Consider the following 16836-nt stretch of genomic DNA (forward strand, 5'->3'; position numbering starts at 1 on the left):
GCACCCCGGCTGCCGCCAGGATGAGGGAGGAACGGGACGGGGGACGCCCAGCGCCTGCCAAACTCTGCCAAACTTCGGCCACCCCAGGCGCGCACGAAGGGATCGCGGCGAAACTAGGGCAAACCTCATCACGGGCTCATGCCACTCTGTTGCGAAGTTGTCTAGATCGTGCAGCCTGCTAATGGCGCTATGTCGCATGACATCAACGCCATTCGTACCGAATTCGGTCGACCTGTCTTGACGATTCGGCAACCCAGGGCGTTTCACCCATCGCAAGTGAATATTGAAATGCCTCTCAGCCTCGCCCTCTACCAGCCCGACATCCCGCAGAACACCGGCACGATGCTCAGGCTGTGCGCGTGCCTGGGAGTGAGCGCCGATATCATCGAGCCGGCGGCCTTTCCAGTCTCCGACCGCGCCTTCCGTCGGGCCGGCATGGACTATCTCGACCGTATCGAGATCGCGCGCCACGCCTCTTTCGTGGCCTTCGAGGCCCGGCGCGCCATCAGCCGCCGCCGCCTCGTGCTGCTGACCACCAGGGGCGCCACGCCCTACACGGAATTTGCCTTTGCGGCCGACGACATCCTACTGGTCGGCCGGGAATCGGCCGGCGTGCCCGAAAGCGTACATGAGGCGGCTGACGCTCGCGTCATCGTGCCCATGCGCCCGGGCTTCCGTTCGCTGAACGTCGCCGTGACTGCCGCCATGGTGGTGGGAGAGGCCCTGCGACAAACCAGCGGATTCCAGGGGCTGCCAGGCGAAACGCTTGCCTGATTGGTGTAGAATCACTGGTCATGGCTTGATCTGGCGCAATTGCCTCCCCGACGGGATGACGTATAGAGGTGGCATGACAACAGAATTGCTAGATTATTCGGCCGACCTCAATTCCCGCAAAGATAAAGCGCGCGCCTGGTTCGAGGAGCTGCGCAACCGTATCTGCCAATCCCTGGAGCAACTGGAGGACGAGCTTCCCGATGCGCTGGCGCCGGCCGGCACGAGGCCCGGGCGCTTCGCCCGCAAGCCCTGGCAGCGCACCGACCATACCGGCAGCGCCGGCGGCGGCGGCATCATGGCGATGATGCAGGGCCGCGTGTTCGAGAAGGTCGGCGTGCATTGCTCCACCGTGCATGGCGAATTCTCGCCCGAATTCCGCAAGGAGATTCCGGGCGCCGCCGAAGATCCCCGCTTCTGGGCCTCGGGCATCTCGCTGATCGCCCATCCCTGGAACCCGAATGTGCCCGCCGTGCACATGAACACGCGCTTCGTGGTCACCACCAAGGCCTGGTTCGGTGGCGGCGCCGACCTGACCCCCGTGCTCGATCGCCGCCGCACGCAGGAAGACCCCGACACCAGGGCCTTCCACGCCGCTATGCGCGAGGCCTGCGAGGCGCACGAGGTGGCGGACTATCCACGCTACAAGAAATGGTGCGACGACTATTTCTTCCTCAAGCACCGCAACGAGCCACGTGGCATTGGCGGCATCTTCTATGACGGCCTGGCCTCCGGCGACTGGAACGCTGATTTTGCCTTCACGCAGGCCGTGGGGCAGAACTTTGCCGCCATCTACCCGGAGTTGGTGACCCGCAACTTCGCCACGCGCTGGAGCGATGCCGACCGCGAGGAACAACTGGTGCGGCGCGGGCGCTATGTGGAGTTCAACCTGCTCTATGACCGCGGCACGCTGTTCGGCCTCAAGACCGGCGGCAACGTCGAATCGATCCTGTCCTCGATGCCGCCCTCGGTGAAGTGGCCGTAGCCGGGAGCGCGGACGTCTTCCCGGGAGCGCGGACGTCCCGTCCGCTCGTGAAACGAAGACGGTGCCGGATAGGGAATAAGCGGTTTTCGGGGCACTGACGGCATAGCCCTTTCTTGTGGACACACCGTTTCCAAGAGCGGACGGGACGTCCGCGCTCCCAGCCTCACCCAAACGACGCCCTGAACGCACCGCCGTCGAGCAGCAGGTTCTGGCCGACGATGTAGCCCGACGACGCCGCGCACAGGAAGACGCAGGCCTCCCCGAACTCCGACGGATCACCGAAGCGCCCGGCGGGGATGGCCCTGGTGCTCTCGGCCATCTCCTCCTCCGGCGTGCGACCGTTCTCCCGAGCCTCCGCCGCGTTGGTGCTGCGCAGGCGGTCGGTGAGGAAGGAGCCCGGCAGCAGATTGTTGATCGTCACATTGTTGGGCGCCACCTGCCGGGCCAGCCCGCCGAGAAACCCCGTGAGCCCCGAGCGCGCGCCATTGCTGAGGCCGAGCGTCGGGATCGGCGATTTGACGGCGGAGGAGGTGATGTTGACGATGCGCCCGAAGCGCCGGCCGATCATGCCGTCGACCACGGCCTTGATCAGCTCGATCGGCGCCAGCATGTTGGCATCGAGCGCCTTGATCCAGTCCTCGCGCTGCCAGTCCCGGAAGTCGCCGGGCGGCGGCCCGCCGGCATTGTTGACCAGGATATCGGGCTCGGGACACGCCGCGAGAGCCGCCGCCCGCCCCTCGGGCGTCGCGATATCGCCGGGGGCGATCGTCACCTGCGCCCCCGTCTGCTTCAGGATGGCGGCCGCCGCGCTTTCCAGGGTGGCGAGCGTGCGCCCGGTGATGGTGACCGCGACACCCTCGCGGGCGAGAGAAGTGGCGCAAGCCAGTCCAAGGCCCTTGCTGGCTGCGCAAACCAGGGCGCGGCGCCCCTTCAGACCGACATCCATGGCGATTTCCTCCTGCGCATGGGCGTGAGACTTGCCCTCCTAGCCCGCGAATTCAACTCGAAAAATCGTGATTGATCATTCTGGGAGAAGCGGCCGGACGATCGCCGAATGACGTGTAGGGAATAGCGGTTTGCCGATCCGCTGATGTCTCAAAGCCCCAAGTGTCAGCCTCTCTCGCCTTCTGCCGCCTTCTCACCACAACGCGCAAGCGCTCTCGTTCCCACGCCCTTTCCGGCTGGGTTGATAAGGAGAGACCGGGCGATGGCGGCTGCGAAGCAGCCGTGAATGCATAGATCATGGAAGATGGCAGGCCGCATTGTCGGCCAGACGCCATCGCCCTGTTCCGGCTGCCGGGCGCGCTGACAAGGCGCGCAAGGCCACCTGTTTTTCCGCCTTGAGAAGGCGGAGGCGGGCCAAGGCGGATGGCACGGACCATCCGGACCCAGGCACGCCGGCTCGATGAAGGGGCCCTGCGTTTCCATCCGGCCGGATGGGAGCATGAGCTGTCTTCGCCGCATCGGCGGGAGATGGGACGAAGGCGGTGCCGGGCGGTTGCCCGGCACGCTCCGTCCAGGGATCTTGATCGCGTGGTCCTGCCATCGCGAGGCACTTCCATGGGGTGCCGATCCCGTCTGTCCCGCTCGTCACCCCCCGGAAGCCGGCTTCAAGAGAAGCAGGATCGCCGTGCGCCTATCGCTCTGGACAGGCTCTCGGGGTGGATGGAGGGTTCGGAGCCGGGTCGTTCCTTCGCCGGCTTCTGACGCCTCATTCCAAGACGGATGAGAACACGGGAAGGAACAAAAATCAATATCTGTTCTTTTTTCTCCCCCGTACTTCAATGAGTATGACGCTTCGGTGACGGAGGATGCCGGACGGGGGTGTCGTCGCGCAAGCCAGTCCAAGGCTGGCCGCGCAAACCAGGGCACAACGCCCCTTCAGATCGATATCCATGGCGATTTTCTCCTGTGAACGGGTGAGACTTGCCCTTCCGGCCCATGAATTCAAACACGAAAACCGTGATTGACTTTTAATACGTTCGTACGCATTATAAATTATGGCTAAAGCATCTCACCGTGACAGCATCATCGACGCCGGCATCCGGGTCATGTTCAGGAAGGGCTATGTCGGCGCCGGCGTGCGCGACATCGCGGCCGAGGCCTCCGCGCCGCTCGGTTCCTACACCAATCATTTCCGCTCGAAGGAGGGCTTCGCCAGCCTCGTGCTGGCGCGCTATTTCGAGAATCTAAAGGTGGCGGTCGGCGAGGCGCTCGACGATACCAGCCTGACACCGCGCCAGCGCCTGCGGCGCTATCTCGACATCATCACGGCGCGCCTGGAGCAGGACCATTTCACCCGCGGCTGCCTGATCGGCGATTTCAGCCTCGAGGCCGCGCCGCAGAGCGAAATGCTGCGCAGCCAGCTCATCGAGATCTTTGCCGAATGGCGCGCGCCCTTCGCCGCCTGCATCGGCGAGGCCCAGGCAGCGGGGGAGATTGCCAGGACCTTCTCGCCCGAGGATCTCGCCGAATTCCTGCTCGCCTCCTGGGAAGGAGCCATCCTGCGCATGAAGGTCGACCGCACGGCCGAGCCGCTGGAACGCTTCAAGCGCATCGCCTTCGCCACCGTCTTCGAGGAGCAACGCTCATGACACCGGATATCAGCCTGCCGCAGATCCCCGTTCTCGGCTCGACCATGGCCTATCGCGAATACCGCCGGCCGGGTGCGCCGGTGGCCCTTTTCCTGCACGGCAATCCCACCTCGTCCTATATCTGGCGCAACATCATGCCCCTGGTCGCGCCTTTCGCCCATTGCATCGCGCCTGATCTCATCGGCTTCGGCCAGTCCGGCAAGCCCGACATCGACTATCGCTTCCAGGATCACGTCCGCTATCTCGACGCCTTCATCGAGAAGATGGGCATCACCTCGGCCTATCTGGTGGCGCAGGATTGGGGCACGGCCCTCGCCTTTCACCTCGCCGCGCGCCGGCCGGAATTCGTACGCGGCCTCGCCTTCATGGAATTCATCCGCCCGATGCCGAGCTGGGAGGACTTCGTGCGCAGAACGGCGGAGCGTGAGATCTTCCGGAAATTCCGCACGCCGGGAGAAGGCGAACAGCTCATCCTGGAAGGCAACGCCTTCGTCGAAGGCGTGCTACCGGGGGCAATCATGCGCACGCTCAGCGAGGACGAAATGGCTGTCTATCGCGCCCCCTTCCCCACGCCGCAATCCCGCCGGCCCACCTGGCGCTTCCCCAACGAGTTGCCGATCGAGGGCCAGCCCGCCGACGTCTATGCGCTGATGGAGGAGGCACACCGGGCCCTGGCCTCCTCGCGTTATCCCAAGCTCCTTTTCGCGGGCAATCCCGGCGCCTTGATCGCGCCGGACTTCGCCGAGCGCTTCGCCGCGGGCCTGCACGACTGCGAATTCGTGCAACTCCCCTCAGGCGCGCATTATCTGCAGGAGGATCACCCGGAAGAAATCGGCTGGGCCGTCGCCGGATGGATCGAAAGGCAGGGGCAGTTGGCGGCGGCGAGTTGAGCCGATCGGCGGTGCCTCACACCTTCGGATCCGGATTCTCCGTATGCCCGTCCACGGCGATGATCTGGCCGGAAACGAAGCGCGCCGCATCCGAGGCCAGGAACACCGCCATCGCGCCGATGTCCTTCGCGGTGATGAAGGAGCGCATCGAGGTGCCTCTGGCATAGCCTTCATAGATGGCGTCGCGCGTGGTGCCCTTGATGGCGGCCTCATGGGCGAGCACGCGTTCCATGCGCGGTCCCTCCACGGCGCCGGGGCAGATCGAGTTGGCGCGGATGCCGAAGGGGCCGAGTTCCATGGCAAGCGTCTTCATCAGACCGTTCACCGCCCATTTGCTGGCGGCATAGGGCGCCCGGTTGGGATAGCCAAAGATGCCCGCCGTCGAGGACGTGAGGATGATCGAGCCCGAGCGCTGCGCCTTCATCAGCGGCACGGCGTATTTGGCGAAGAGGAAGATGCCTTCCAGGTTGACCGAGAGGCAGCGCCGCCAGGCCTCCAGCTCGATATCCTCGATCAGGGCAGTCGGCCCGGCGACGCCGGCATTGGCGCAGAGCGTGTCGAGGCCGCCCCATTCGGCCTCGAGCTGTTCGAACACATGGCTGACCGCGGCCTCATCGGTGACGTCGAGCCGGCTCTTGCGCCAGGCGGCGGGGCAGGCGATGAGCGCGGTCCCGTCGACATCGACGACCCAGATGCGCGCGCCCGTCGCCTCGAAGGCCTCGGCCACCGCCCGGCCGATGCCGCTGCCGCCTGCCGTGATCAGGACACGCTTACTCATCCACGCTCCGGCTAACGCTGGTCAGTCAGCCGTCGGCAGATGGCGCATGGTCACGAAGATCTGGCCATCGGGCAGTTCTTCCCAATATTCGATCTCGGTCATATAGGCAGCCTTAGGGTAACGCGAAAAGAAATCGCGGGCCTTGGCGCGTGCTTCCTCGCGCGGCAAGGTGAAGCTCTCGCGCCGGAAACCCGAGGACAATTGCGTCCGCCGTTCGGCATGGCGCTTGGCAAGCGTTTTTGGCCGGATCTCGTCGCTACGCATCATTGCATCCTCGGCCTATTCCCCGAAGGAAGGGCAGCACCAGAACCCACATCCCTAACGTAGTGCGTGAGGGCGCAAGAGTCGAATCGTGAGGGCATCAAGCATCGCTGCAAGCGCCGTCTTTTTCGCCGCCTGTTGGCAACCCGTCGCAGCCATGCTCAGGTGCCGTACCGCGTCATTTCAGCCACTGGTTTTGGCAACACGCGATGTTGCAGGCAGCGAATAGGGAGCGTTCATGGCATCGGTCAAGAAAGTCGGCGTGCTGATCGGCAGCCTTCGCAAGGAATCCTTCAGCCGCAAAATTGCAAAGGCAGTGATCGCCCTCGCCCCGGAAAGCCTGTCCTTCGAAATCATCGAGATCGGCGGCGTTTCCTTCTTCAACCAGGACCTGGAAGCAACCCCTCCGGCAGATTGGCTGACGTTTCGCGAGAAGATCAAGGCCAGCGACGCCATCCTGTTCGTCACGCCGGAATATAACCGCTCGATGCCGGGCGTGTTGAAGAACGCCATCGATGTGGCCTCGCGCCCCTATGGGCACAACGCCTTCAACGGCAAGCCTGCGGGAATTGTCTCCACCTCGATCGGTGCGATCGGCGGCTTCGGTTCGAACCACCATCTGCGCCAGTCGCTGACCTTTCTCAACATGGCCCAGCTCGCCCAGCCGGAAATGTATGTCGGCAATTCCGCGCAAGTGGTCGGCGAGGACGGCGAAGTCGCCAATGACGCCAGCAAGGACTACCTGGCTGGCTTCGGCGCGGCGTTTGCTGCGTGGGTGCATAAGACGGCGTGACCAGGAGTGGCGGTCTCCGACCGCCATTCTTGGAAACAGCGCGCTTGCCGGGGAGGAAGATGGCGGTCGGAGACCGCCACTCCTTGTTACCGCCCTTCCCTCGCCCACATCATCGACAGGCCGCCCAGCAGCAGCGCCAGGCCGAGCAGGCCGGCGAAGAGCGGGAAGGAGGCAATGCCGCGCACCACAGTGGCCTCGCTGCGCTTGAGGCCGATCCAGCCATCGCCACCATAGGGCGAACCGTCGCCGACGGCGCGCACGGCCGGAACCGCGAAGCTCGAGGCCGTGGCGAGGCGTTGCACGGTGCCGCCAGTCTCCTTGGCCAACCCCTTCAGGCGATCGGGCGTCGAGATGAGATCCTGGAATTCGCGCGGATTGGCCGGACCGACATTGGTGATGGCCTGCAGCGTGCCATCCTGCGCGTGCCAGATACCCATAGCGTCGGTGGCATAGTCAGCCGTCCACAGGCCTGGCTTCTCGGGCTTCAGGGTCAGCCTCACCTTCTCGCCATTCGGCCCGGTGAGGTCCACCGGCGCGACGCTGTCGGCCATGGTCTGGCGCTCGATGGTGATGTCGCGGCCATTGGCCTTGGCGCGCAGGGCCTCCTCGTCGAGATCAGGCTCCTTCATCAGCCAGTGCGACAGGCGCCGCAGGAGGTCGACATAGGGTCCACCGCCCTCATAGCCGCGCGCCCACAGCCAGGCATGGTCGGAGAGCAGCAGCGCCACCCGCCCCTTGTCCTGATGGGCGAGCACCAGCAGCGGCGCGCCCTGCGCCCCGGACATCACCGAGGTACCCTCGCGCAGATTGGTTTCGACCGTGGTGAACCACTGTCCCCAGGCCGGCGGGTTGGGACTGGAGCCCGGCAGGTCGCGCGTCACGGGATGGCGCTTGCCGAGATCGGTAATCGCAGGCCGGAAGGGCTGGTAGAGCACGTTGCCCGTAGGTGCCGCCGGCAGGATATCGGCGAGCGCCGTGCCCCACAGGCTGTTTTCGGAGGCGTAATCGGCGCCGGAGGCCAGCAGGATGGCGCCACCATTGCGCACGAACTCGGTCATGTTGTCGAAATAGGCCGAGGGCAGCAGGCCTTCCTGGGCGTAGCGGTCGAAGATGATGAGATCGAAGCGGTGGATCTCCTCGTCGAACAGACGATGGGTCGGGAACTGGATCAGCGAGAGCTCGTTGATCGGCGTGCCGTCCCCCTTCTGCGGCGGGCGCAGGATGGTGAAATGCACGAGGTCGACATTGGCGTCGGCCTTGAGCAGGTTGCGCCAGGTGCGCTCGCCGGCATTGGGCTCGCCCGAGACGAGCAGCACGCGCATCTTCTCGCGGATGCCTTCGATCTCCAGCACGGCGCGGTTGTTCACCGGCGAGAGCTCTCCCGGCACCGTATCGGCCTCCAGCTCGACCACGTTGAGGCCGGCATGGTCGATCGGCACCTGCAGCGAGGATACCTCGCCCACCGGCACGCTGGTGCGCGCGATCTCCTCGCCGTCGCGGCGCAGCACCACCGTGGCGGTCGAGGGCATGTTCGGCCCGTGGTCTGTGATGCGGAAGCGGATGGTGGTCGCTTGCTTGACCAGCCCGAAGCGCGGCGCCTCGACCAGCGAGATCTGGCGGTCGCGTTCATCGGGCACGCCGGTGATCAGGCCATGCACGGGCGCCTTGAAGCCGAGCTCGGCCGCACGGGCGGGAACATCGTCCACCACGCCATCGGTCAGAAGGATGGCGCCGCCGACCCGGTCTGGCGGCACGTCGGAAAGGGCGTTCGAGAGCGCGCCGAAGAGTTGCGTGCCATCGGAGCTGGCGGGGTCGCCGCTCGCCTCCACCACGCGCAGATCGACATTGCCGAGCGCCTGCACCTGCCGGGCGATGGCATCGCGCGCCTCGTTGGCCTGCCCGGTGCGATCACCGATGCCCTGGGAGGCCGAGCGATCGACCACCAGGGCGACGACATTCGGCAAGGGCTGGCGATCCTGGCGCGACAGGATGGGGCCGCACAGCGCCAGCAGGAACAGGCCGAGCATCGCAGTGCGCAGCCAGGCGGCGCGCAGACGGGCGAGGATGCCCAGGAGGGCGACGAGCGCTGCCACGCAGGCCAGCGCGATGATCGCGGCCCAGGGCAGCAGCGGGGCGAATTGCAGGGAGAAATCGCCCATCAGCGTCCGAGCCTTTCCAGGAGGTCCTGCACATGGACCTGGTCGGCCTTGTAATTGCCCGTCAGCGCGTACATCACCATGTTGACGCCGGCGCGGTAGGCAAGCTCCCGCTGGCGTTCCAGGCCGGTCGAGACCGGGAACAGCGGGTTCATGCTGTCGTCAACGGCCCAGGCCCCCGCCAGGTCGTTGGAGGTGATGATGATGGGCGAGACGCCATCGCCGTCAAGCACAGGCTTGTCGGCATCGTCGGCCGTCTGTGGCGTCGCCTGCACCCAGGTCTCGCCGGTGTCGTAACGGCCCATGAACTTGTCGAGCAAATAGAAGGTCTTGGTCAGCACATGCTTGGGCGGCACAGGCTCGAGCTCGGGGATGTCGAGGCCGGCAAGCAGGCGCTTCAGCGTGTCGCCGGCTGGCGTATCCGCCTGTCCGGCATCGCGCTGCACGGCATCGCGCGTGTCGAAGATGACCATGCCGCCCGACTTCATGAAGGCATCGACACGCGCCATCACGGCCGGCGGCGGCGGATCCTGGCCGGGCACGACGGGCCAATAGATCAAGGGATAGAAAGCGAGCTCGTCCTTGGCCAGATCGATGCCATCCGGCGGCCCCGGCTCCAAGGCGGTGCGCTCGGTGATATAGGCCGAGAGTCCCTTGAGGCCGGCGAGACTGGTGTCGTCGGTCTCCTTGTCGCCAGTGACGACATAGGCGAGGCGCGTCCTCAGCGCCGCATCGAAGGGACGTGTCTGGGCATGAGCCTCATGCGGCAGCGCCAGCACCAGCGCGAACAAGGCAAGCGCGGCGGCGCCCGTTCCCGCGCGAGTGAGGCGTGACAGGCCGCCGGACATGAAAAAGACGATCAGGGCATCCGCCATCAACAGAGCCAGTGCGAAGACAAGGATTGCGGGGCCGAGCGCCACCGGTTTGGCCACGGCATAAGCCTCGAATGTGGCATTCAGAGGCGCGAATTCCAGCGGCTTCAGGACAGCATTCGGCGCCAGCGCGTTGACAGCCACCAGACCGTCCGAGGGGCCGTAGAACCCCGGCGGATGGTCCGGACGTCCGACGCCCGGCTGATCCACCCGCACCGGTTGCGCGGTGGCGGGCGGCACCTCGAAGGCGCCGAGCCCGTCCAGCGTCCGGCTGGGCGAAGCAAAGACCGGAGCGGTGCTGGAAGCGGGCGTCCCGGCCGCGCTCGCATCGGCGGCGGGCCCCGATGTCGCCAGTCCGACCACCTTGCGCAGCATTTCCGGGAAGGTGCCGGAGAGCACGAGATTGGACCAGGTGGTATCGGCGGTCACGTGGAAGAGCACGAGAAGCCCCCTGCCCCTCTTCTCGGCGGTCACCAGCGGCGTGCCGTCGGCGAGCGTCGCCCAGGTCTTGCCGGGCAGGTCGATATCCGGCTCGGCCAGAAGCTGGCGGTTGATGGTGATATCGTCGGGCATGGCGAGACCGGCAAAGGGGCCGTTGGCGTCGAAGCTGCCGAGCTTCTGCGGCTTCTCCCAGGAGAGAGCACCGCCGAGCGTGCGTCCGCCCTCCCGCAGCTTGACCGGGAGCAGCGTGTTTTCAGCCGCGGCAAGACGCGAGCCGGCAAAACGCACCAGCACGCCGCCATTGTCGATCCAGGCCGACAATTTGTCCTCGGCGGGGCCGAGATTGCCGACATCGGCCAGCATGAGCACCGGCAGCTTGTCGTCGATGAAGCGGTCGATCGCCTCACTCGGCGACGTGCCCTGGGCCGCACGCACGTCAGCAAAGGGCTGGAGGGCGCGTCCCAGATAATAATTGGCCGACAGCAGCGGCTGGCTGACGTCCTGGTCCTGGCCGGAGACGATACCCACCACACGACGGCGCCAATTGCGGTCGAGCAATTGCACCGAGCCCGCCGAATTGGCGCCGACCAGCTCGATACGGGCAATGTCGTTGCGGATATCGACGGGCAGATCGAGCGTGGTGGTGGTCTCGCTCGCGCCGGGCGCGAAGGTGAAGTCGGCCTGGCCGACCGGAAGGCTCTTGAGGTCGAGTGCCCGCACGCTTCCCTTCAGGGGTACCTCGAGCGTGCCCGTGCGCAGGACGCGCACCGAGACGCCGGAAGGCGCGTTGTTGGCGCCGGCGAGGGCCAGTACATCGTGGGTGCTGTCGCGATAGACGGTGACCTTGCCCTGCTTGCCCGAGGCGGCCAGCACCTTCAGGAAGGCATTGTCATCGGCACCCGCCAATCCGTCGGAAAACCAGGCGATCTCGGTATCGGGCTCGGCGCGCAGGAAATCCCCGATCGCCTTGACGAAGGCGCCGCGATTGGCCTGCCAGGGTTCGGGATTGAGGGCCGCGAGCTTCTCGGCCACCGCGGCGGCCGGACTGAGGGACAGATCGCTCACCGGCTCGGCCAGGGCCACCAGCGCGACAGGCCTGTGATCCTGCTCCGCGGTCTCCAGCGTCGCCTGGATGACATTCTTGCGCAGGTCCCAATTGGACGCCGCAGCCCAGCCATTGTCGACCAGCAGGAGCAGCGGGCCGGAGCGCGGCAGCCCGGTATGGGCCGACGGCCTGAGGATCGGCACCGCCAGCATGGCAATGATGCAGGCCGCCAGCAGCAGGCGCAGGGCCGTCAGCCACCAGGGCGAGCGCGCCGCGACGCGCTGGCGCGGCATGAGATCGTAGAGCAGGCGCAGCGGCGGAAAGTCGATCCGCTGCGGACGCGGCGGAATGAGGCGCAGCAAGAGCCAGATCGCCGGCAGCAGCACCAGGGCGGCCAGCATCCAGGGAGAGGCAAGGGCGAGCGGTCCGAACATCAGCCGGCGCCCTGCTGAAGGAGGGGATGCACCGCAAGCACGGCCTGCGAGGCCGGCCTGTCGGTGCGGTGGAGCGTCATGCTCCAGCCGAAACGGCGCGCGACTGCGCGTATGGCGTCGCGATGGGCCGCCAGGCGCGTCTCATAGGCCTGCCGGATATCCTGGGCGCGGGCGGCCAGGAACTTGCCGACGCCTTCGGGATCGATCAGTTCGGTGCGGCCGGCAAAGGGGAAGGTCTCTTCCACCGGGTCGGCGATCACCACCAGATGACCGCGAGCGCCACGGCTGGCGAGCGCCCCGATTGTGGCGGCGAGCGTCTCGGGCTCGCCGAGGAAATCGCCTATCAGGATGGCTTCGCTGCGCGGCGCCAGGGCAATACGGTCCGGCAGGCCGGAGGGCTCCTCCTTGGCGGCCATCATGGCAAGGGCGAGCTTCTGGATGATGGCGCGTTGCGAGGAGGGCCTCACCACGCCAATCAGGCCGACACGCTCGCCCCCGCGCACCAGGAGATCGGCGAAGGCGAGGCAGAGCACCAGCGCGCGCTCGATCTTCGAGGTCTGGGCGAGGTTGGAGACGAGATTCATCGAGGCCGAGCGGTCGACCCACAGCCACAGCGTCTGCGCGGCGTCCCATTCATGCTCGCGCACATAGAGCGCATCGCCCCGTGCCGAGCGGCGCCAATCGACGCTGGATGCGGCCTCGCCAGAAGCAAAGTGACGGAACTGCCAGAAATTCTCCCCCTGCCCGGCACGGCGGCGGCCATGCAGGCCATGCATCGCGGTGGCGGCGACCTGCCTTGCCTCGAGCGCCAGCCTGGGCATGGCCTGCGCGAGATCGAGGGCGGCCTGTTGCATACCGACCGATTTGAGGGCCGCCTGTTCGCTGACGAGCCGGGTGGATACTGCCATGGGGCTCAGCCCAGTTTACGCGCGAGGCGCCCGATCAGGTTCTCGACGGTCTCGCCGTCGGCACGGGCTCCAAAGCTCAGCGCCATGCGATGCTTGAGCACCGGCTCGGCGAGCGCCACCACATCGTCGATGGAAGGCGAGAAACGGCCCTGCAGCAGGGCGCGGGCACGCACGGCCAGCATCAGCGCCTGGCTGGCGCGCGGGCCGGGGCCCCAGGAGATCTTGCCGGCAAGCTCGGCCGTCTCGCCGGGGCGGGCCGAGCGCACCAGGGTGAGGATGGCCTCGACCACCGATTCGCCGACGGGCAGATGGCGCACCAGGCGCTGGGCGGCAAGGAGATCCTCCGCATTCATGGCCTGGCGCGCCGGCGTTTCCTCGGCGCCGGTGGTGAACAGGAGGATGCGCTTCTCCTCCTCGCGCTCGGGATAGGGCACGTCGATCTGCATCAGGAAACGGTCGAGCTGGGCTTCAGGCAGCGGATAGGTGCCCTCCTGCTCGAGCGGGTTCTGGGTCGCCAGCACATGGAAGGGCTTGGGCAGGTCGTGCCGGTCGCCCGCCACGGTGATGTGGTATTCCTGCATGGATTGCAGCAAGGCAGACTGGGTGCGCGGCGAGGCGCGGTTGATCTCGTCCGCCATCAGGAGCTGGGCGAAGACCGGCCCGCGAATGAAGCGGAAGGTGCGGGTGCCGCCATAATTCTCGTCCAGCACCTCGGTGCCCAGAATGTCGGAGGGCATCAGGTCCGGGGTGAACTGCACGCGCTTGGCGTCGAGGCCGAGCACGATGCCGAGAGTTTCCACAAGCTTGGTCTTGGCCAGGCCGGGCACGCCCACGAGCAGGCCGTGGCCGCCGGAAAGCAGGGTGATCAGGGCGCCATCGACGACGGCATTCTGGCCGAAAATCACGGTATGAACCGCTTCCCGCGCCTTTTTGATGAGTTCTGCCGTGTTTTCCGCCGATCGGATGATGGCTTCGTCAAGATTGGTGGCAGTGTCGGCGGTCATCATGCCTCGCTGTAAACACGCCCGAAGGCGCTGAGGAATCGGGAACGCTTGCGCGATTCCCTTGTATCACCGGATATTAGAGACCAACTAAGGCAGGAGCGAGAGCTTCTATGTCGTTTTCACGTCCGTTTTATCACGAATGGCAGGGCTATGGCCGAAACCGATCTGGCCGGATTGACGAAAGCGGCCAAGCAGGCGGGCGAACGCCCAGTGCATCTGTGGAATCCGCCGTTCTGCGGCGACATCGATATGCGCATCGCCGCTGACGGTTCCTGGCATTACATGAGGAGCCCCATCGGCCGCATCGAGCTGGTCAAGCTGTTCGCCTCCATCCTCAGGCGCGACCCCGAGCGCTATGTGCTGGTGACGCCGGTTGAACGCGTCGGTATCGTGGTCGAAGACGTGCCCTTCATCGCCGTCGAGCTGCGCGTCGAGGGAGAGGGCGATGCGCGCACCCTCTCCTTCCGCACCAATGTCGACGACTGGACGACCGCCGGCCCCGACCATCCCATGCGTTTCGAGATCGGCGCCTCCGACGGCCTCAAGCCCTATGTGCATGTGCGGGCGGACTTGTGGGCCCGGGTGAACCGCGCGCTGTTCTACGACCTTGCCGATCTTGGCGAAATCCGCGACATCGACGGCAAGGCCATGTTCGGCCTTTCTTCCGGCGGACGCTTCTTCGCCATGGCGCCGGCCGATGAAATTGGCGCATTGTCCTGACGATGCTCTCCACCGTCACCACGACCAGCGTCCATCCCGAGCTCGCCGCCTTCCTGGAGCGCGCGGGCCAGCGGCTTGCCCTCCAGCCGCCGGACGCGCTCTATCGGGAGAGCATTCCCGCGCATGGCGACCACCGCTTCTCGCCCGAGCTGCTGAACGAATTGCCCGGCGTGCCGGCCAAGCCCGCGGCGGTGCTGATTCCCATCGTCGACCGACCTGATGGCCCAACCGTGCTGCTCACCGAGCGCTCCAGCGCGCTGCGCAGCCATTCGGGCCAGATCGCCTTTCCTGGCGGGCGGATCGATCCAGGGGATCGCGGGCCCCTGGAAGCAGCTCTGCGCGAGGCGGAGGAGGAAGTCGGCCTCTCCCGCTCCCTGGTGCAGCCGATCGGCTATCTCGACCTCTATCTCACCGGTTCCGGCTACCGCATCGCGCCTGTGGTGGCGCTGGCCGATCCCGGCATGGTGCTGCATCTCAATCCGGACGAGGTGTCGGGCGTGTTCGAATGCCCCCTCGCCTTCCTGATGGATCCGGCCAACCATGTCGCCGAGCGCCGGGAATGGCGCGGCATCATGCGGCATTACTATTCGATGCCCTGGCAGGGCCATTATATCTGGGGCGTGACGGCGGGAATCATCCATACTCTCTATGAAAGGGTCTATGGCTGATGCTGAGGCCTTTCCTGTTTGAGACGGTGCTCTTCCTCCTGCCTTTTCTGGCCTACAGCCTCTATCTCCTGCTTCGCGGCAGGCGCGGCTTCAGCCTCGGGGCCTGGGAGCGGGCGCCTCTCCTCTCCTTGCTGGCCGCCTCGGTGATCTGCGTGGCGGCGGGGCTCGCCCTCTTCGCGCATTATGGTGGCGCGCCGGCCGGCAGTAAGTATATTCCTGCCCATATGGAAGACGGCAAGCTGGTCCAGCCCGAGACGCGATGAGTACAAGATTGATGGGGACGCGTTTTCCCTGGCTGAACAAACCGCCCCTCGCCTCCCTTCTCGCCGCCCTGAACGGCGGCGGTGAGGAGGCGCGCGTGGTGGGCGGTTCGGTGCGCAACGCCCTGCTCGGCGAAGAGGTGGTCGAGTGGGACATCGCCACCACCGCCCTGCCCGAGGAAGTGAACGCCCGCGCCCGGGCGAAGGGCTGGAAAACGGTGCCGACCGGTATCGAGCATGGCACCGTCACCGTCGTCATCGACAGCCACCCCTTCGAGGTTACGACCCTGCGCGAGGATATCGAGACCGACGGGCGCCATGCCGTGGTGCGCTTCGGGCGCGACTTCCGTGCCGACGCCTTCCGTCGCGATTTCACCATCAATGCCATCTCGCTCTCGCCGGACGGCACGCTGCATGACTATGCGGGCGGCCTCGACGACATCGCGGCCCGGCGCGTGCGCTTCATCGGCAAGGCAGAGCAGCGCATCGCCGAGGATTATCTGCGCATCCTCAGGCTGTTCCGCTTCCATGCCCGCTACGGCGTCGGCCCGGTCGATCCCGAGAGCCTTTCCGCGGCGATCCGGAGCCGGGAGGGGCTGCGCCAGCTTTCGGCCGAGCGCATCCGCGCCGAGCTCCTGAAGCTGGTGATGGCGGCACGGGCCGGCGAGGTGCTTGCGGAGATAGACGGCGCGGGTTTCCTGGCCATCATCCTCGGCGGGGTCGCACGGGTCTCTAATTTTAGCCGGCTCATTACACTGGAAGCACGCTCCGGCGTCGCACCCGATCCGGTCCGCCGGCTTGCCGTGCTCTGCCTGTTCACAAGGCTCGATGCCGAGCGCCTGGCGAAGAAGCTGCGCCTGTCGAATGCCGAGGCCAAGCGCTTCCTCTCCATTGCCCTGCTGCTCGAGGCCGAGCGCGGCATGCCCTCGCCGAGCCGGGCCAGGGAACTGCTCTACCGACTCGGTCAGGCGGCCTTCGAGGACGGCATGCTCGCCCTTGCCGCGCAGAGGCCGGATAAGGATTTCAGCGAAGTCCTCGCCCTTCCCGCCGCTTGGAAGGCGCCGCGGCCGCCCTTCGGCGGCAAGGACATCGCCCGCCTCGGCGTCGAGCCGGGCCCACGCGTCGGAAGAATCCTTGCCCGCGCCGAACAGGCCTGGATCGACGAAGGCTTTCCGGACAATCGCGAACTGCGCCAGGCCATTCTGGCGGATGCGGTAAGGGTGACGCCGTAAATTGGGGGGGCGGGTCTTCAGACC

The 16836-nt window shown here is 66.2% G+C and carries 16 protein-coding genes; 9 read left to right on the top strand and 7 right to left on the bottom strand.

Going from position 1 to position 16836, the window contains the following annotated elements; translation table 11 throughout:
- Positions 1 to 288 precede the first annotated feature (288 nt).
- Together QQL24_RS34730 and hemF are read left to right on the top strand one after the other, a co-directional pair.
- A complete protein-coding gene (locus QQL24_RS34730) occupies positions 289 to 774 on the top strand; it encodes a tRNA (cytidine(34)-2'-O)-methyltransferase (RefSeq protein ID WP_284316897.1) in 486 nt (161 codons plus the stop codon).
- Between the two features lie 73 nt (positions 775 to 847).
- Positions 848 to 1756 (top strand): oxygen-dependent coproporphyrinogen oxidase, encoded by a 909-nt coding sequence (hemF, locus tag QQL24_RS34735; RefSeq protein ID WP_284316898.1) that lies wholly within the window; start codon positions 848 to 850, stop codon positions 1754 to 1756.
- Positions 1757 to 1919: 163 nt separating this feature from the next.
- On the opposite strand, the gene QQL24_RS34740 is transcribed toward hemF, so the two are convergent.
- Complete coding sequence (locus QQL24_RS34740) at positions 1920 to 2702, bottom strand: SDR family oxidoreductase (protein ID WP_284316899.1); 783 nt, start codon at positions 2700 to 2702, stop codon at positions 1920 to 1922.
- 1054 nt (positions 2703 to 3756) lie between these two features.
- Here QQL24_RS34740 and QQL24_RS34745 point away from each other — a divergent pair.
- Both QQL24_RS34745 and QQL24_RS34750 read left to right on the top strand, forming a co-directional pair.
- Complete coding sequence (locus QQL24_RS34745; RefSeq protein ID WP_284316900.1) at positions 3757 to 4350, top strand: TetR/AcrR family transcriptional regulator; 594 nt, start codon at positions 3757 to 3759, stop codon at positions 4348 to 4350.
- Entirely contained in the window at positions 4347 to 5240 is an 894-nt protein-coding gene (locus tag QQL24_RS34750) for a haloalkane dehalogenase (RefSeq protein WP_284316901.1), read from the top strand. The genes QQL24_RS34745 and QQL24_RS34750 overlap by 4 nt, the downstream gene beginning before the upstream one ends.
- A gap of 16 nt (positions 5241 to 5256) precedes the next feature.
- Here QQL24_RS34750 and QQL24_RS34755 read toward each other — a convergent pair whose 3' ends face one another.
- Positions 5257 to 6018, bottom strand: a complete 762-nt coding sequence (locus QQL24_RS34755; RefSeq protein WP_284316902.1) for an SDR family oxidoreductase — start codon at positions 6016 to 6018, stop codon at positions 5257 to 5259.
- Positions 6019 to 6039: 21 nt separating this feature from the next.
- Complete coding sequence (locus QQL24_RS34760) at positions 6040 to 6282, bottom strand: hypothetical protein (RefSeq protein WP_284316935.1); 243 nt, start codon at positions 6280 to 6282, stop codon at positions 6040 to 6042.
- A gap of 235 nt (positions 6283 to 6517) precedes the next feature.
- Between QQL24_RS34760 and QQL24_RS34765 the strand changes: the two genes are divergently transcribed.
- The gene (locus QQL24_RS34765) at positions 6518 to 7072 is read left to right on the top strand and encodes an NADPH-dependent FMN reductase (protein ID WP_284316903.1); all 555 of its coding nucleotides are present in this window, start codon (positions 6518 to 6520) and stop codon (positions 7070 to 7072) included.
- An 86-nt stretch (positions 7073 to 7158) separates the two neighbouring features.
- On the opposite strand, the gene QQL24_RS34770 is transcribed toward QQL24_RS34765, so the two are convergent.
- The 4 genes from QQL24_RS34770 to QQL24_RS34785 are packed head-to-tail and all read right to left on the bottom strand — an operon-like array spanning position 7159 to position 13932.
- A complete protein-coding gene (locus QQL24_RS34770) occupies positions 7159 to 9231 on the bottom strand; it encodes a hypothetical protein (RefSeq protein WP_284316904.1) in 2073 nt (690 codons plus the stop codon).
- Positions 9231 to 12020 carry a DUF4159 domain-containing protein gene (locus QQL24_RS34775; protein WP_284316905.1) on the bottom strand — a complete coding sequence of 930 codons (2790 nt, stop codon included), beginning with the start codon at positions 12018 to 12020 and terminating at the stop codon, positions 9231 to 9233. The genes QQL24_RS34770 and QQL24_RS34775 overlap by 1 nt, the downstream gene beginning before the upstream one ends.
- Positions 12020 to 12928, bottom strand: coding sequence for a DUF58 domain-containing protein (locus tag QQL24_RS34780; RefSeq protein WP_284316906.1), 909 nt, complete (start codon positions 12926 to 12928; stop codon positions 12020 to 12022). The genes QQL24_RS34775 and QQL24_RS34780 overlap by 1 nt, the downstream gene beginning before the upstream one ends.
- 5 nt (positions 12929 to 12933) lie before the next feature.
- On the bottom strand, positions 12934 to 13932 hold the full coding sequence (locus QQL24_RS34785; protein WP_284316907.1) for an AAA family ATPase: 999 nt from the start codon (positions 13930 to 13932) through the stop codon (positions 12934 to 12936).
- Positions 13933 to 14082: 150 nt separating this feature from the next.
- Between QQL24_RS34785 and QQL24_RS34790 the strand changes: the two genes are divergently transcribed.
- The 4 genes from QQL24_RS34790 to QQL24_RS34805 are packed head-to-tail and all read left to right on the top strand — an operon-like array spanning position 14083 to position 16812.
- Positions 14083 to 14652, top strand: a complete 570-nt coding sequence (locus QQL24_RS34790; protein WP_284316908.1) for a DUF1285 domain-containing protein — start codon at positions 14083 to 14085, stop codon at positions 14650 to 14652.
- A gap of 2 nt (positions 14653 to 14654) precedes the next feature.
- Positions 14655 to 15320 (top strand): CoA pyrophosphatase, encoded by a 666-nt coding sequence (locus QQL24_RS34795; RefSeq protein ID WP_284316909.1) that lies wholly within the window; start codon positions 14655 to 14657, stop codon positions 15318 to 15320.
- Positions 15320 to 15583, top strand: coding sequence for a DUF6111 family protein (locus QQL24_RS34800; protein WP_284316910.1), 264 nt, complete (start codon positions 15320 to 15322; stop codon positions 15581 to 15583). Before QQL24_RS34795 ends, QQL24_RS34800 begins: the two co-directional genes overlap by 1 nt.
- A gap of 11 nt (positions 15584 to 15594) precedes the next feature.
- Entirely contained in the window at positions 15595 to 16812 is a 1218-nt protein-coding gene (locus QQL24_RS34805; RefSeq protein WP_284316911.1) for a CCA tRNA nucleotidyltransferase, read from the top strand.
- Positions 16813 to 16836 lie beyond the last annotated feature (24 nt).

It is taken from the genome of Labrys miyagiensis (assembly GCF_030160835.1).
Taxonomy (GTDB): domain Bacteria; phylum Pseudomonadota; class Alphaproteobacteria; order Rhizobiales; family Labraceae; genus Labrys; species Labrys miyagiensis.

What these genes read in the sequence shown, in the direction of transcription:
- QQL24_RS34740 (WP_284316899.1), bottom strand. Translation starts at nt 2,702, where the DNA reads ATGGATGTCGGTCTGAAGGGGCGCCGCGCCCTGGTTTGCGCAGCCAGC.
- QQL24_RS34800 (WP_284316910.1), top strand. Translation starts at nt 15,320, where the DNA reads ATGCTGAGGCCTTTCCTGTTTGAGACGGTGCTCTTCCTCCTGCCTTTT.
- QQL24_RS34795 (WP_284316909.1), top strand. Translation starts at nt 14,655, where the DNA reads ATGCTCTCCACCGTCACCACGACCAGCGTCCATCCCGAGCTCGCCGCC.
- QQL24_RS34790 (WP_284316908.1), top strand. Translation starts at nt 14,083, where the DNA reads ATGGCCGAAACCGATCTGGCCGGATTGACGAAAGCGGCCAAGCAGGCG.
- QQL24_RS34755 (WP_284316902.1), bottom strand. Translation starts at nt 6,018, where the DNA reads ATGAGTAAGCGTGTCCTGATCACGGCAGGCGGCAGCGGCATCGGCCGG.
- QQL24_RS34770 (WP_284316904.1), bottom strand. Translation starts at nt 9,231, where the DNA reads ATGGGCGATTTCTCCCTGCAATTCGCCCCGCTGCTGCCCTGGGCCGCG.
- QQL24_RS34765 (WP_284316903.1), top strand. Translation starts at nt 6,518, where the DNA reads ATGGCATCGGTCAAGAAAGTCGGCGTGCTGATCGGCAGCCTTCGCAAG.
- QQL24_RS34750 (WP_284316901.1), top strand. Translation starts at nt 4,347, where the DNA reads ATGACACCGGATATCAGCCTGCCGCAGATCCCCGTTCTCGGCTCGACC.
- hemF (WP_284316898.1), top strand. Translation starts at nt 848, where the DNA reads ATGACAACAGAATTGCTAGATTATTCGGCCGACCTCAATTCCCGCAAA.
- QQL24_RS34775 (WP_284316905.1), bottom strand. Translation starts at nt 12,020, where the DNA reads ATGTTCGGACCGCTCGCCCTTGCCTCTCCCTGGATGCTGGCCGCCCTG.
- QQL24_RS34745 (WP_284316900.1), top strand. Translation starts at nt 3,757, where the DNA reads ATGGCTAAAGCATCTCACCGTGACAGCATCATCGACGCCGGCATCCGG.
- QQL24_RS34805 (WP_284316911.1), top strand. Translation starts at nt 15,595, where the DNA reads ATGGGGACGCGTTTTCCCTGGCTGAACAAACCGCCCCTCGCCTCCCTT.
- QQL24_RS34730 (WP_284316897.1), top strand. Translation starts at nt 289, where the DNA reads ATGCCTCTCAGCCTCGCCCTCTACCAGCCCGACATCCCGCAGAACACC.
- QQL24_RS34760 (WP_284316935.1), bottom strand. Translation starts at nt 6,282, where the DNA reads ATGCGTAGCGACGAGATCCGGCCAAAAACGCTTGCCAAGCGCCATGCC.
- QQL24_RS34785 (WP_284316907.1), bottom strand. Translation starts at nt 13,932, where the DNA reads ATGACCGCCGACACTGCCACCAATCTTGACGAAGCCATCATCCGATCG.
- QQL24_RS34780 (WP_284316906.1), bottom strand. Translation starts at nt 12,928, where the DNA reads ATGGCAGTATCCACCCGGCTCGTCAGCGAACAGGCGGCCCTCAAATCG.